The following is a 13250-nucleotide window of genomic DNA, read 5'->3' as shown; positions in this document are numbered from 1 at the left end:
CCGTGGGCATGTTCTAGCGGCGGTTTCGACCTGCTGTCCAGCTTGTCGCAGTTGCAGAGCGGCCACGTTTGAGAAGGCTGCGGAAAAGCCCCCAATAGGGGCTCGATCCGGTCACGGGATTGCCGTATTCGGAGCCTTACTCGGCTCAGGAACGGCAAGAGGTATATGCCGGGTCTGCGCGAGCTTGCAATGTCGAGCAAACGGCGCGGCGACTTTGAGGGGACGAACCGGCGGGGCTGGTTCAAAACAAGCGAGGATTTTTACGTTGATGGCAAACGCAGTATTGCGCACGGGCGGTAGGGCGCTCGTTTCAGCCGTTGCTATGTTGGCGGTAATCGCTGCTGCGTCCGCCGGCGCTCAGGCCGCGGACGCCAAAAAGGCGCCGGCGCCTGCGAAGACCGCCGCTGCTAAACCCCAAAGCGCATGGGTCAAGCTTTGCGAGAAGGCGCCTGTCGTCACGAAGGGGCCCGACGGCAAGGACGTCAAGACCGAGAAGTCGCTCTGCCTCACGCATCATGAGCGTCTCGACGGCAATACCGGCATGGTTCTGGTTTCGGCGGCGATCCGCACCGTCGAGGGCTCGCCCAAGAAGTCGCTGATGATCATGGTGCCGCTCGGCATGGCCATCCCGCCGGGCATTCGCGCTGCCGTTTACACGAAGGCCCAGTGGGCCGCTGCCTCGAAGGGCGAGAAGATCGACGAGAAGCAGTTGAAGCCTATCGAACTGCGTTATGCGCTTTGCCATCCGGCGGGCTGCACGGCCGAGACGGAAGCGACGCCTGAGATTTTGAAGGAAATGTCGACGGGCGGCGGCATCATGGTTCTGGCCATGAACGCTGCGGCGCAGCCGATCGGCTTCCCGGTTCCGCTCGACGGCTACAACGAAGCCGCTGCAGGTCCTCCGGTCGACAACAAGAAATACGCCGAAGCTCGCAGCCAGCTGATGGCGCAAATCCGCCAGCGTCAGCAGCAGGCGGCCGAGAAGTGGAAGGCCAACGAGATGAAGAATCTGCCGCTCGATGGTCCGGGCGCGCCTCCGATCGAGAAGGCGCCGACGACGACGAGCTCGACGAAGAAGTAATCGTCGGACCAGCGTTACTCTAAATCGAAACCGCCCCGATCCTTTCGGGGCGGTTTTTTGTTGCGTGGGTACGGGATGCTGTCCGGGCAGGCAGAGGTTGGCTCTCTCGGACTGATCCGAGGGCGCTCTCTCCTTGGCGAGAAGGGGCAGGGTGAGGGAGGGCTTGAGCCTTCGGAGCTTCTTATGCTGGATTCCCGATCGGCTTCGCAGGCTCGTCCGATCGAGAATGACGATGTTACGAAGACGGCGTCAGGTGAGAGGGGTCAGTTATTCGCTTCGGGGCGAAGCCGATAGCCGCCGTTGCCGTCGATGATGAAATGATCTTCGATGTCGGGATGGCGCAGCGGCTGCTGCGTATCGTCGAGCAGCAGGTTCTGCTCGGACACGTAGGCGAGGTAGGTCGTCTCGGCGTTCTCGGCAAAGAGGTGATAGTAGGGCTGGTCCTTGTGAGGGCGGACCTCTTCAGGGATCGACAGCCACCACTCTTCGGTGTTCGCAAACTCCGGATCGATGTCGAAGATCAGTCCGCGGAACGGATAAAGCCGATGGCGGACGACCTGACCGATCGCGAACTTTGCATGCTTAATGTCACTCATGGCGTAAATGTGTGGCGGTTGCGGCCCATGCGCAAGCCCATATCCACGCCCTAGAGGTCGCCATAAAGTGCCGCGCGCTCGGCGTCTTTCGAGGCCACGATCTTGGCCAGATCGACGATGACCTTGGCCTGTTTCCAGGTGGCGTCGTCCTGCATTTTGCCGTCGAGCATGACGGCGCCGGTGCCGTCCGGCATGGCGTCGAGGATGCGCTTGGCGAATTTTACCTCGGCCGGATCGGGAGAGAACACGCGTTTCGCGATTTCGATCTGGGTGGGGTGCAGCGTCCAGGCGCCTAGGCAACCCTGGAGAAAAGCATTCCGGAACTGGGCTTCGCAGGCGGCGAGGTCCGAGAAATCGCCGAACGGGCCGTAGAACGGCTTCAGGCCGTAGGCGAGGCAGGCGTCGACCATCTTGCCGACCGTGTAGTGCCAAAGATCCTGCTGGTAGAAGGCGCGCGGCGCGGACGGATTGTCCTTCTGGGCATCGGCCAGCACGCCGTAATCGGGGTGACCGCCGCCGACGCGGGTCGTCTTCATGCCGCGGGAGGCGGCGAGGTCGGCCGGGCCGAGGCTCATGCCGTGCATGCGCGGCGAGGCTGCGGCGATGGCTTCGACGTTGTTGACGCCTTCAGCGGTTTCGAGAATGGCGTGGATCAGGATCGGCTTTTTGACGCCGTGCTTGGCTTCGAGCTGGGCTAGAAGCTGGTCGAGGTAGTGGATGTCCCACGGGCCTTCGACCTTCGGAAGCATGATGACGTCGAGCTTGTTGCCGACGGCGGCGACGATCTCGGTGACGTCGTCGAGAACCCAAGGCGAATTCAGGCAGTTGATGCGGGTCCAGACGCCGGTTGCGCCGAAGTCGTTGTCGCGGACCATCTCGATGAAGCCTTTGCGGGCGTTCTCTTTCTGGTCCATCGGTACGGCGTCTTCGAGGTTGCCGAGTACGACATCAACCTGGGACGCCAGGTCCTTGATTTTGGAGCGGATTTTCTCGTTATGCGGCGGCACGAAATGGATCATGCGCTCGAGCTTCACAGGCAGCGTGCGATAGGGCTCCGGCGCGCCAATGGCGAGGGGCGAAAAGTGCTTGGCGGGCGTGCGCGTCGAAGCCATCGGCAGCTATCCTGTTCAAACGTTTGGAGGATCGTGCATCCTTTAGGGGACGTGCGGCGGCTGTCAACTCTTTGAAGGCGCCTTGCGACTCCTCTGCGGGGAGCCGGAAGCAAGGCGCGCCACACACGCTCGCCGCCGCGTGCTTGTCGCACCGGCGGGAAAATCGGAGACGGAGCGCGCCGGCACCTGGTGCCGTTCTCGTTCGGAAGAATGAAACAGCGCCTTGGCGCGCTCCGCAGCTGGGATTCTGATCGACCGGTCCGGCATGGGAGGTTCCTTACTCCTCCGACGGTTGGTACCGTATTCGCGCGGATCACCGGACGGTTCGCTCCGTTCGGGCCTCGGGCCGTTACCCCCTTGTGCCGCAAACGTTCGACCAGCCACTCACCCCCAATCTCCAAACGGTCTCGAGACTGTCCGTCGTATCTTCGAGGCGAGGTGGGGTCAGTATGCGGCCTGCGGCACGAGCGGGGATAAGTTTTTAGATCAAAGCCCGTCGATTACCAGTCGTTGCTTGTTCTTGTCTCCCGTTCTATTGCCCTAAATCAATCCGCATACGTATCGCCACTGGTTCAATGCCGCCCTCAGTTTAGGTAACCGGGGAGTTGGCTATGACGACGAGACGCGAGTTCATCGAGGCCGTTCCTGCTATTGGAGCGGCATTTGCGATCGGATCGAATTTCGTGCTGGAGGCAACGTCGTCGTGGGCCGAAGAGGCTGCTCCGGTGCCTGGACATTTCCATCCCAAGGGCAAAGCGCCATCGAAATTTACGAAGGCAATTCTGGAGCAATCGAAAAGCGCGCTGCCATTTGCCGACAAACGTGATTTCGACGAGCTGGCGAAGGGCTTTATCGCGCCGATGCCAGATCTCAAGATCATGGCCGACGCCGGGCACACAGCGTGGGACATGGAGCGATTTCAGTTTTTAAACGAGGATCGCGCATTCGATAGTGTCCATCCGTCGTTGCTGCGCCAGTCCCGATTGAACAACAACTATGGCCTCTATGAGGTTGTGCCGGGCATCTATCAGGTTCGGGGTGTCGACCTGTCCGACATCACATTCGTACGCGGCAAAACCGGTTGGATCGTGTTTGATCCGCTCGTCTCGGCTGAACCCGTTCGCGCGGCATGGCGGCTCTTTCAGAAGCATGTGGGGAATGGATTGCCGGTAACAGCCGTCATCTATTCGCACACGCACGGCGACCATTGGGGCGGTGTCCGCGGGATCGTGGATGAGGCGGATGTGCGCTCGGGCAAGGTCGCGTTGATTGCGCCAATCGACTTCATGGATTTCACGATCTCGGAGAACGTCTATGCCGGGAACGCGATGAACCGGCGACTTTTTTATCAATACGGACTGCTGCTTCCCGCTAGTCCCTACGGCTATGTCGGGCAGGGTCTCGGACAGGGTGTCTCTGCCGGAGCGACTGGGCTCATCGCGCCTAACCGCTATGTCTCGGAGCCAATCGAGGAGTTCGAGGTCGACGGCGTTCGGATGATTTTCCAAAGCACGCCGAATACCGAAGCCCCTCGCGAGATGAACACTTACATCCCGGAGTTGAAGGCGCTTTGGATGGCGGAAAATGTCGTCGCGTCGCTACACAACATCTATACGCTTCGCGGCGCGCAGGTGCGCGATCCGTTGCGCTGGTCGAAATACATCAACGAGTCGCTCTACCTGTTTGGGCTGGAAGCAGAGGTTATGTTCGCCTCGCATCACTGGCCGCGATGGGGCAACCATCGCGTGCAGGAAGTGCTGCGCGATCAGCGCGATCTTTATGCGCACATGAACAACCAAGTGCTGCATTTCGCCAACCAGGGCGTAACGATCAACCAGATCCATAACGTCTACGCGTTGCCGAAAAGCATTCTGCAAAAGTGGCATTGCCGCGGATATCACGGCTCGGCGGAGAATAATGCGCGCGGCGTGATTCAGAGGTATCTGGGTTACTGGGACTGTAACCCGGCGAGTTTGATACCGCTGTCGCCGGAAGAGTCTGCGCCGCTTTATGTCGAGATGATGGGCGGTTCGTCGAGGATCATCGACAAGGGCCGCGAGCTTTACGATGCCGGTCGATATCTTCTCGCGTCGGAAATCGTGAACAAACTGGTGCAGGCCGAGCCGGGTAACGGCGCTGCCAAGGACCTGCTGGCGGATATTTTCGAGCAACTCGGATATCAGCAGGAAAATCCCGGGCTGCGGAACAGTTTCCTCGCGGCTGCTTATGAGTTGCGCTCCGGAATCCCCCAAGGCGAGACTGCCAACACCAGCTCTCCTGACGTCATTCGCGCGATGTCGACTGAGCTGTTCTTGAACTTCCTCGGGATCCGTATGGATAGCCGCAAGGCCGAAGGTCTAAGCTTCACAATGAATTTGATCACGCCTGACAACGGCGAAAGGTTTGTCGTAGAATTGGCAAATGCCACGCTGACCAATATCGAGGGTCACCAAGCGGCGAAGGCCGATCTGACGCTCAAGATCAACAGAGCCGATCTTGAACTCACGATGATGGGTGTGAAGTCGCTTGATGAGCAGATTGCGGAAGGCAAGGCGACGTTCGAAGGCGATATTGCAATTCTCGGCAAGTTAGCTGCAACTATGGTTGACTTCGATCCGCGCTTTGAAATCATGCCCGGCACAAAAGCTCGAACTGCGTCGGTCGCACATGCCGAGCCATACCAGGCCGTACCGGAGAAAATCGTCGCGGAGTAGCTGTTGGCGTCAATATCCGGTCTGACCTGTCCCGCCGAAACAGTTCGCCCGTCGCTCGCGTACTTCACGAGGGAACAGGAGCGACCGTGTGACTATTCAAATCTATGAGGGCAGCCGAGCTGAATTGCTGCCGCTTTTTCGGCTTGCCGACGAGTCCGACAGCCAGATCGAAAGCTACTACCAATTGGGGACAGTCTTTGCGGCGTATAACGGCACGTCGGTTGCCGGTTTGGCGCTTGTCTTCGATGATGTGGGGTATACCGAACTGGTGAGCCTCGCGGTTCGCGCCGAATTTCAACGGCAGGGTTTCGGCACGCGCTTGATCGAAGCCGTGGTTTATCATTGTTGTGCGAATAAGATTGGCCGCCTGATTGTCGGCACGGGCGCGTGGGAAACCGACAACATCAATTTCTATGTTCGTCGCGGTTTCCGGATAATCAACGTCAACCGGAGCTTCTTCAGTCCAGAAAAAGGTTATGCTGACGGCCGGCGCGATCAGGTGCAGCTGGAAATGTCGATTTAGCTGCAACGAGAGAGTGCCGCATCATGCCCGAAGGTGCGCCGATGATCGACGTCACAAACCAGCCGCCGCCGCTCGAAAATTACAATCTGTTGTCGAGCGACACGGTGCTTGGCGAGGCTTTGGCGCGCGAGAACGCAGGCTGGGCGGCCGCGCGTCTCGCGATGCTCGGGCGGCAACTCGGAACGCCGGAGATGATCGCGGCAGGCGCGGACGCCAACCGCCACGTGCCCGAACTCAAGATCTACGACCGCTATGGTCATCGTCTCGATGAGGTCGACTTTCATCAGAGTTGGCACAAGCTCTTGGGGCTGGCGCTGGAGGCCGGGCTGCACACAGCGCCGTGGGCCGAGCCGCGGAAAGGTGCGCATGTCGCGCGGGCGGCGGGTTGTTTCATGCTGGCGCAGATCGAAAGCGGGGTCTACTGCCCGGTGTCGATGACGTATGCGTCAGTCGCGACGCTGAAACACGCGCCCGCCATCGCAGACGAATGGCTGCCGAGAATTTACTCGCGAACATACGATCCGAATTTCCGGCCCGTCGCGCAAAAGACCGGGGCGCTGATCGGCATGGCGATGACGGAGAACCAGGGCGGCTCGGATTTGCGCGCCAACGTCACGCGCGCGGAGTTCTATCGCAGCATCGGGGAACGTCGCTTCTACAAGCTAAGCGGACATAAGTGGTTCATGTCGGCGCCGATGTGCGATGCGTTCCTCGTGCTGGCGCAAACGGCTGCTGGTCCGACGTGCTTTCTCGTGCCGCGCTGGACCCCCGATGGCGTGCGTAATGCGATCCACATTCGTCGGCTGAAAGATAAACTCGGCAATCGTTCGAACGCGTCGAGCGAAGTGGAGTTCGACGGTGCTCACGGCGAGCTTTTGGGAGAGGAAGGGCGGGGCATTCCGACCATCATCGAGATGGGCAATTATACGCGGCTCGACTGCGCTATCGGAACGTCGGGTCTGATGCGGCAGGGACTGGCGCAGGCGATCCACCACGCGCAGCATCGGCGGGCGTTTCAGAAGTTTCTCGTCGATCAGCCGTTGATGGCGAACGTGCTGGCCGATCTTGCGATCGAGTCCGAGGCTGCGACAGTGCTGACGATGCGGCTTGCGCGCGCCTACGACCAAGACGACGAAGCGTCGCTTGCCTATCGGCGCATCGTGACGCCCGCCGCGAAATTCTGGATCTGCAAGCGTGGTCCGGCGTTCGCGGCTGAGGCGATGGAAGTGCTCGGCGGCAATGGTTACGTCGAGGCGTTCAATCTGGCGCGCATCTATCGCGAGATGCCGCTCAATTCGATCTGGGAAGGTTCGGGCAACATCATGTGCCTGGATGTGCTGCGGGCGTTGTCGCGGTCGAAGACGGCGATGGACATGCTGGAGGGTGAACTGCGCGAAGCTGCGAAGACCGATTGCAGGCTGGCGGCGTTCGTTACAAAGCTTCAGGAGAGCGCAGGGCGCCTCGATGAAGCGCAGGCGCGGGTGTTCGTTCGCAGTCTGGTGCTGGCCTTGCAGGCAGCGCTGCTGATCCGGCACGCGCCGAGCGAAATCGCAGAGACGTTCTGCGCGACGCGTCTTGCCGGCGAGGCAGGCGGCGCGTTCGGATTATTACCGGCGGGAACCGACACCAGGGCCATCATCGAACGCGCGGCCCCGGTGTTGAATTAAGGCATCCGGTCAGCCTTTCGGGTCGGGCGTGGTTGATGCATCCGCCGACGCCGAAGGATTTGCGGCAGGACCTGCCGTCTCTGCAACCTGCGGCAGTTCCTTGGCGAGGGCTGCCAGGATGGCATCGACCGGAATGCCGAGCGACTTCGCGATCTGCTGAACGTGCTCATCACCGAGCGCGGTCTTGATCTGCTCCGGCGTGATCGGCAGGCTGTCCTTGTTCTTGTCGAACCACGACTGCACCTGATCGCCGAAACCGGCGCTTTGCAATTTCGAAAGGATCGTCTGCAGGCCTTCGTTGCCGAGAACGCCCTTGATGAGATCGGGAAGGGCTGCTTGCTCGGCTTGTCCAACGAGATTGCCGACAACTCCCTTCAGCGCGTCGCTCCAGGTCATGCATTGCCCTTTCTGTTGATAATTTTTGCCGATGGCGACTGCAAATTCTACGTGCATTAGCGGGGGCGAGCGCACGCGTTTCGTGCAGGAAACCAAACTCACAGTATACCAAAATTGTGCGACATTGCCGTAAATGCTGTCTAGGAAAAACGACCTATTAACGAATGGCATAGGAGGGTTTCGGCGGCCGGCGATTCACCATATCGCCACATGATGATCAAAGTTCGTGGCTACCTCGCACTCATGATCGTGAAAACCTCAATCGCCCCCCTGAGATATCGCAGCCTGCGTCTCGGCTGCGTGAGCCTCGCCGCCCTCGTTGTCGCCACCGCCGCCGCCCGTGCCGACGACTGTACGGACGTGACGACGACGACGGCGCTCACGACGTTTCAGCCGTGCGAAGGCTACAGTGTGGAGCTTGACCTCAGCACGCAGCCATCGGACTTGCCGCAGCCGAAGAAGCCGGCGCCGAAGTCGGATGGCATTCCTTGGATTGCGACCGACACCAACGACATTCCCGCGACGTTCAGCACGACGGATACCGGCGTTTCGGTGCGGACCAGCCTTGGCACCTTGCGCGACTACAACAAGCGCAGCGCGTCCGTGACGCTGGAGCAGCCCGCATTCGGCGAGACCATCAAACCCGACTTCGCAATGCCGTCGGCGCCCGTCGAACGTAAGACTCCGCTCGACGTTTGGACCAACGTCGATCTCAACGGCTACAACGGGTCGCCCGATCAGTCGACGCGGACGGGGCTGGGCGCCGACTATAATTTCAACAAGGCGGCGAAGGTCGGCGTCTCGATCGAGCGCGGCGATACGCGTAATTACGGCACGCCGGGCGTCGTCGCGGATCAGAAGGCTTCTGCCTACGTGACTTTGCAAGCGACGCCGCTGTTGAGTTTCGACGCGCGCACGCAATGGCAAACCGGGAATGCCGAATTCGCAGAGTCGACGGGCGCTGACGAACGCAGCTCTTTCATCCTAGCGCCGAAGATCAATCACGATTTCAAGCTCGACGATGGCTCGAAGCTTTCGCCCTATCTCAGCTATCAGCGCGAGTTCGATCTCTCGACGTCGCACAAGGACGGCATCGACACCTCGTTCGATGCGACGCAATCGGTCGGCGCGGGTGTCACCTACACGGATTCAAGCGCGTACTCGCTGAGCGTTTCGGCCGGGGTCGATAATTTCGGCGTTGCTGATGAAGCGCAGAGCGTATCGAGCAAGTTGCAGTTGAACGTGCCGCTCAACAAATAGCGGAGCGTATTTGGCTCAATCCCTTGGCGTCGTGCTTGGATGCCGTTTCCACATCCGCATTGCTTCACCATAGATCCTCGGCATAAGGTCGAGGATGGTGGTGGGTCGAGTTCGCTTGGACGCGAAATCGCGCTCTTACAGCGGCGCCTTGAAGACGAAGAAGGCTCCGAGTGCGATGAACGCAAAGCCGACGGCGTGATTGATGGTGAGGGTTTCACCAAGATACGTGACGGAAAAGATCGAGAAAACCGTCAGCGTGATAACCTCCTGCATGGTCTTCAGTTCGGCGGGATTATAGACCGCGCTGCCGTAGCGGTTGGCGGGAACAGCCAAGCAGTATTCGAAGAATGCGATGCCCCAGCTCACAATGATGACAAGCCACAGCGGCTTGTTCGTGAATTTAAGGTGACCGTACCAAGCGAAGGTCATGAAGACGTTCGACATCGTCAGCAGGACGATGGGCAGAAGCGATTGAGGGATCATTGGTTGTCCGTTATGGGGCGCGTTGCAGAATTCACGTTCGAGGCTTTTTGTTCCCTCGAAATTTACCGCCTACGACGGATCACCAAAAAACGGAACCGGAAATAATCCGCACGCGTTCACGCCTCAGTTGCACGTGACGAGGTGAATGGATGTCTCGCAGCATTCAGGAAACGGTTCCGAAGCTCCTTAAAACGCTTTGGGAACTCGAGAAGGACTTACGCAGCGCTGCTCAAAACAGTGTTGTGCTGCGCCGGGACGAAGCCAAACGACATTTGGCGGACGCGCGGCGCAATCTCGATGCGGTTCTCAGCCTCGCGCAAAATGCTCGTGCAGACGAACCGGCGCGAAACGACGAACCGCACCGCGACGTTCCGGACGAGCCGCTTCCCACACCATCGATCAAGCATTGAGGAGAAAAGAATGGCACGCGATCTCATCCTTTGGTTCGCCGGCGTTCCGCTGGTCGTCATCATCGGTCTGCATCTGTTCGGCTTCCTACACTAAGCCCCGAGCGAGCCTGAACGCACAAACCCAGAGCGCACGCTCTGGGTTTTGTTTTGCGTTGTTTGCAGCTCACGACCCATCAGCTTGTGCTTGAATCGTCGACAGCTTCGTCTTTCGCCAGCATGACCGCGACGTGCCGGTTCAGAGCATCCGATGCAAGCGTCGGGAGAAGGGCCGGGCCAATCGGTCCCTTCGAGGCGTCGTAGACCGTTCGCATCTCGCCGTTGCCGTTCCATACGATCAGCGCAAATCCAGCGACGTCGTTGCCGACGGCTTCGATGGCCGCTTCGCATTTCGCTAGAAGTTCGGCGCGTGCCAGCTCGGCAACACGCTCGGCGCGCAGCAGTCTTTCAGCATCGAGATCGACGAGATCGGTCATGGTTTGCATCCATCAAGCCTATTCTCCTGTGCTAACGCGCTGACGGGGGAAGCGGTTCTTTTAGGCCCCTTTTTGCCGGAAAAGCAGCCATGCGTTTGAGGGCTTGACTAGAATATTGGGTCAGGCATTCTCCTTGGGCCGCGAAACGGAGGCACCGGGCTCGGCCCGGTAGATTGTGAAGGTGTCGGCCGGACGACATCGTATACAATCGAGGTCGTCATGCATTCCGGTACCATTCCCGGCGGTGTGCACGCGAACGCGTGGACCGCATCTCCTTCTCCCGACTGTCTTTCTTCCGAACAAACCTATTCAGGGACGCACACGTTCCTGAGGTCGCCGCGCGTGAAGCAGGCGAAGGCGGGTGATTTCGCGGTCCTCGGTGTGCCGCTCGATATCGCGACGTCGAACCGGCCCGGCGCACGGTTGGGGCCGGATGCGGTTCGGTGCGCATCGGCGCAACTTGCCGAGCTCAAGGCCTATCCAGGTGGCTTCAATCCACTGAGCTATGTGAATGTTGTCGATCTCGGCGACGCTTGGCTCGATTACGGCTTTCCGCAAACAATCCCGGCTGCCATCGAAGATGCGGCGACCAAGGTGGTCGAAACGGGCGCATTCTTGTGCTCGCTGGGTGGCGATCATTTCATCAGCTATCCGCTGCTGAAAGCGCACGCGAAGGTGCACGGCCAGCTGACGCTCATCCATTTCGATGCGCACACCGATACGTGGACGCCGCGAGTCGGCAAAGACGGCAGCGTCGAACTTAATCACGGCACGATGTTCGCTCAGGCGATCGACGACGGGCTGATCGATCCGGTAAAGTCGAGCCAGATCGGCATCCGGACATGGGTGGACGATCCGAAAGGCATGAACATTTTCGACAACATGGTCGTCGCCGATAAAGGCGCATCGGCCGTCGCATCGATGGTGAAGGCACTTGCCGGTGACAGTCCTTGCTACCTCACGGTCGATATCGATTGTCTCGATCCGGCTTTCGCGCCGGGAACGGGCACGCCGGTGACGGGCGGGCTGATGCCGCGGGAGCTGCTCGCCATGTTACGGCAACTCGATGGTTTGAAGATCGTCGGCTGCGATGTCGTCGAGGTGGCTCCGTCGTACGATCAAGGCGGTGTCACGGCGTTGGCGGCCGCAACGGTCGTCTATGAGCAGGCGTGCCGGGTCGCGCGGCAAAACGGGGCCGTCGCGGCCTCATATCCGGTTCCGCGCGTCGGAAACGCTCCCGACTGACATTGGCATCGTTTGCATACGGATGACCCGTTTCGCCGGGAACAGCGGGAGGCTGCTGCCTGCCGCTATGTCTCCTCGTCACGAGAGCCGTGGTGGCTCTCTTTCAGCGACGAGAAGGAGGTTTCCCATGGCGTCTTGGACCTGTGTGCTGCGGACCGGCACCCGTTCGGCAGGCGTCTCGATCATAGCGCTGGCTACGGCCACACTGCTTGCGAGCAACGCCAATGCCGTCAGTCTTCGTGTGCAGATCGCGTGTGCAACCGACTATTATGCGCATTGCAGCGCCTATAGCCCGAACAGTCCGCAGGTGCGGTCGTGCATGCGGGCCGTCGGTGCCGGGCTTTCGAAGCGATGTGTCGATGCGCTGGTTGCCGCAGGCGAAGTGTCGGCCAAAGAGGTCGCTCATCGGCGCGGCATCTCCGAGACGGCGGCGCGGTAAAATTTTCCGGTATCTCAAAGGCGTTTTGGGCGCGCTCGGCGGCGGACGATGCGCGTGTGCGAACGGGTGGCAATGAAATTTTAACCATGGCGACGAAATGATTAAGCCACTGTTCAATTCGCACTCTGGGAAGTCATGTCGTTGCTTGCCGTCTCGCGTGAACCGGCGTTCGCGTCGCCAGTAGTCCCTCCTTTCCTTGTCTCGCTGCCGCCCATCAGGGTGCAGCCTCGAAAATCAAAACTGCTGAGCGTGCCGCTCGAAGAATTGCGGCCGACGCAAATGGCGGTCGGCATGCGGGCGGTCGCCGCCAAGCGCGAGAAAGTGGAGCGGCGGGCGCGCAACAACCGCAAGCTCCGCCGCTTTCTGGAAGACCGGCCGATCCCGGCCGTCCGCGGGCCGAACGACGATCTCTTCATTATCGATCATCATCATTTGAGTCTGGCGCTGCTCAAAAGCGACGTCGAAGAGGCGTTCGTGACGGTGGTCGGCGATCTCTCGCATCTGCCGCGCAAGAGATTTTTGCAGAAGATGGCCGGGCTAGGATTGCTGCACGCTTACGACGGGCATGGCCGCGCGGTCGCTCCGACGAAACTGCCCGAGCGGCTCGACGACATGCGGTGCGATCCGTACCGGGATCTGGCGTGGTCGGTGAGAGGGGCGGGCGGCTTTGCCAAGACGGGCAAGCCCTATGCCGAATTCCGATGGGCGGATTTCTTCCGCACGCGCATCCCGCGTTCGACGGTCCGGCGCGATTTTAACTATGCACACGACCGGGCCATGTGGCTTGCCCGGTCGCGAGAGGCGGCAAGAATGCCGGGTTACATCGGCCGCTGAAGCGGCCGGCGCTGCAG

At 60.1% G+C, this 13250-nt stretch carries 14 protein-coding genes; 9 read left to right on the top strand and 5 right to left on the bottom strand.

Annotation, left to right across the window (positions count from 1 at the left end; all coding sequences use genetic code 11):
* The first annotated feature begins 268 nt into the window (after positions 1-268).
* A complete protein-coding gene (locus RLW55_RS15840) occupies positions 269-1081 on the top strand; it encodes an invasion associated locus B family protein (RefSeq protein WP_409559837.1) in 813 nt (270 codons plus the stop codon).
* A 263-nt stretch (positions 1082-1344) separates the two neighbouring features.
* Here the strand turns inward: RLW55_RS15840 and hspQ are convergent, their stop codons facing one another.
* Positions 1345-1677 carry a heat shock protein HspQ gene (gene hspQ, locus RLW55_RS15835; RefSeq protein WP_414462644.1) on the bottom strand — a complete coding sequence of 111 codons (333 nt, stop codon included), beginning with the start codon at positions 1675-1677 and terminating at the stop codon, positions 1345-1347.
* Between the two features lie 50 nt (positions 1678-1727).
* Positions 1728-2789, bottom strand: coding sequence for an HpcH/HpaI aldolase/citrate lyase family protein (locus RLW55_RS15830; protein ID WP_013947566.1), 1062 nt, complete (start codon positions 2787-2789; stop codon positions 1728-1730).
* 611 nt (positions 2790-3400) lie between these two features.
* Here RLW55_RS15830 and RLW55_RS15825 point away from each other — a divergent pair.
* From RLW55_RS15825 to RLW55_RS15815, 3 genes are all read left to right on the top strand, one after another.
* Positions 3401-5503, top strand: a complete 2103-nt coding sequence (locus RLW55_RS15825; protein ID WP_423414694.1) for an alkyl/aryl-sulfatase — start codon at positions 3401-3403, stop codon at positions 5501-5503.
* An 88-nt stretch (positions 5504-5591) separates the two neighbouring features.
* Complete coding sequence (locus RLW55_RS15820; RefSeq protein ID WP_423414693.1) at positions 5592-6026, top strand: GNAT family N-acetyltransferase; 435 nt, start codon at positions 5592-5594, stop codon at positions 6024-6026.
* A 23-nt stretch (positions 6027-6049) separates the two neighbouring features.
* On the top strand, positions 6050-7693 hold the full coding sequence (locus RLW55_RS15815) for an isovaleryl-CoA dehydrogenase (RefSeq protein ID WP_423414692.1): 1644 nt from the start codon (positions 6050-6052) through the stop codon (positions 7691-7693).
* Positions 7694-7702: 9 nt separating this feature from the next.
* On the opposite strand, the gene RLW55_RS15810 is transcribed toward RLW55_RS15815, so the two are convergent.
* Positions 7703-8089 (bottom strand): YidB family protein, encoded by a 387-nt coding sequence (locus RLW55_RS15810; protein ID WP_423414691.1) that lies wholly within the window; start codon positions 8087-8089, stop codon positions 7703-7705.
* A 210-nt stretch (positions 8090-8299) separates the two neighbouring features.
* Between RLW55_RS15810 and RLW55_RS15805 the strand changes: the two genes are divergently transcribed.
* The gene (locus RLW55_RS15805) at positions 8300-9349 is read left to right on the top strand and encodes a hypothetical protein (RefSeq protein ID WP_423414690.1); all 1050 of its coding nucleotides are present in this window, start codon (positions 8300-8302) and stop codon (positions 9347-9349) included.
* Between the two features lie 135 nt (positions 9350-9484).
* On the opposite strand, the gene RLW55_RS15800 is transcribed toward RLW55_RS15805, so the two are convergent.
* Complete coding sequence (locus tag RLW55_RS15800) at positions 9485-9832, bottom strand: DMT family protein (protein WP_013947571.1); 348 nt, start codon at positions 9830-9832, stop codon at positions 9485-9487.
* 149 nt (positions 9833-9981) lie between these two features.
* Between RLW55_RS15800 and RLW55_RS15795 the strand changes: the two genes are divergently transcribed.
* A complete protein-coding gene (locus tag RLW55_RS15795; RefSeq protein WP_423414689.1) occupies positions 9982-10242 on the top strand; it encodes a hypothetical protein in 261 nt (86 codons plus the stop codon).
* A 173-nt stretch (positions 10243-10415) separates the two neighbouring features.
* Here RLW55_RS15795 and RLW55_RS15790 read toward each other — a convergent pair whose 3' ends face one another.
* Positions 10416-10715 carry a hypothetical protein gene (locus RLW55_RS15790; protein WP_423414688.1) on the bottom strand — a complete coding sequence of 100 codons (300 nt, stop codon included), beginning with the start codon at positions 10713-10715 and terminating at the stop codon, positions 10416-10418.
* 219 nt (positions 10716-10934) lie between these two features.
* Here RLW55_RS15790 and speB point away from each other — a divergent pair, with 219 nt between their 5' ends.
* The 3 genes from speB to RLW55_RS15775 all read left to right on the top strand — a co-directional run bounded on the left by speB (position 10935) and on the right by RLW55_RS15775 (position 13233).
* Positions 10935-11960: an agmatinase gene (speB, locus tag RLW55_RS15785; RefSeq protein ID WP_423414687.1), complete on the top strand. Its 1026-nt coding sequence runs from the start codon at positions 10935-10937 to the stop codon at positions 11958-11960.
* A 127-nt stretch (positions 11961-12087) separates the two neighbouring features.
* Positions 12088-12399, top strand: a complete 312-nt coding sequence (locus RLW55_RS15780; RefSeq protein ID WP_013947576.1) for a hypothetical protein — start codon at positions 12088-12090, stop codon at positions 12397-12399.
* Positions 12400-12534: 135 nt separating this feature from the next.
* Positions 12535-13233: a ParB-like protein gene (locus RLW55_RS15775; RefSeq protein ID WP_423414686.1), complete on the top strand. Its 699-nt coding sequence runs from the start codon at positions 12535-12537 to the stop codon at positions 13231-13233.
* Positions 13234-13250: the final 17 nt, after the last annotated feature.

Origin of the sequence: Hyphomicrobium sp. B1, from assembly GCF_049532635.1 — a bacterium.
GTDB lineage: Bacteria > Pseudomonadota > Alphaproteobacteria > Rhizobiales > Hyphomicrobiaceae > Hyphomicrobium_B.
The sequence above is the reverse complement of the archived record's forward strand: the minus strand, read 5'-3'. Positions and strand labels throughout refer to the sequence as shown.

Excerpts from the sequence above, each read along its gene's own strand:
- speB (WP_423414687.1), top strand. The coding sequence starts at position 10,935 with ATGCATTCCGGTACCATTCCCGGCGGTGTGCACGCGAACGCGTGGACC.
- RLW55_RS15775 (WP_423414686.1), top strand. The coding sequence starts at position 12,535 with ATGTCGTTGCTTGCCGTCTCGCGTGAACCGGCGTTCGCGTCGCCAGTA.
- RLW55_RS15805 (WP_423414690.1), top strand. The coding sequence starts at position 8,300 with ATGATGATCAAAGTTCGTGGCTACCTCGCACTCATGATCGTGAAAACC.
- RLW55_RS15815 (WP_423414692.1), top strand. The coding sequence starts at position 6,050 with ATGCCCGAAGGTGCGCCGATGATCGACGTCACAAACCAGCCGCCGCCG.
- RLW55_RS15790 (WP_423414688.1), bottom strand. The coding sequence starts at position 10,715 with ATGACCGATCTCGTCGATCTCGATGCTGAAAGACTGCTGCGCGCCGAG.
- RLW55_RS15810 (WP_423414691.1), bottom strand. The coding sequence starts at position 8,089 with ATGACCTGGAGCGACGCGCTGAAGGGAGTTGTCGGCAATCTCGTTGGA.
- RLW55_RS15840 (WP_409559837.1), top strand. The coding sequence starts at position 269 with ATGGCAAACGCAGTATTGCGCACGGGCGGTAGGGCGCTCGTTTCAGCC.
- RLW55_RS15830 (WP_013947566.1), bottom strand. The coding sequence starts at position 2,789 with ATGGCTTCGACGCGCACGCCCGCCAAGCACTTTTCGCCCCTCGCCATT.
- RLW55_RS15780 (WP_013947576.1), top strand. The coding sequence starts at position 12,088 with ATGGCGTCTTGGACCTGTGTGCTGCGGACCGGCACCCGTTCGGCAGGC.
- hspQ (WP_414462644.1), bottom strand. The coding sequence starts at position 1,677 with ATGAGTGACATTAAGCATGCAAAGTTCGCGATCGGTCAGGTCGTCCGC.
- RLW55_RS15800 (WP_013947571.1), bottom strand. The coding sequence starts at position 9,832 with ATGATCCCTCAATCGCTTCTGCCCATCGTCCTGCTGACGATGTCGAAC.
- RLW55_RS15825 (WP_423414694.1), top strand. The coding sequence starts at position 3,401 with ATGACGACGAGACGCGAGTTCATCGAGGCCGTTCCTGCTATTGGAGCG.
- RLW55_RS15795 (WP_423414689.1), top strand. The coding sequence starts at position 9,982 with ATGTCTCGCAGCATTCAGGAAACGGTTCCGAAGCTCCTTAAAACGCTT.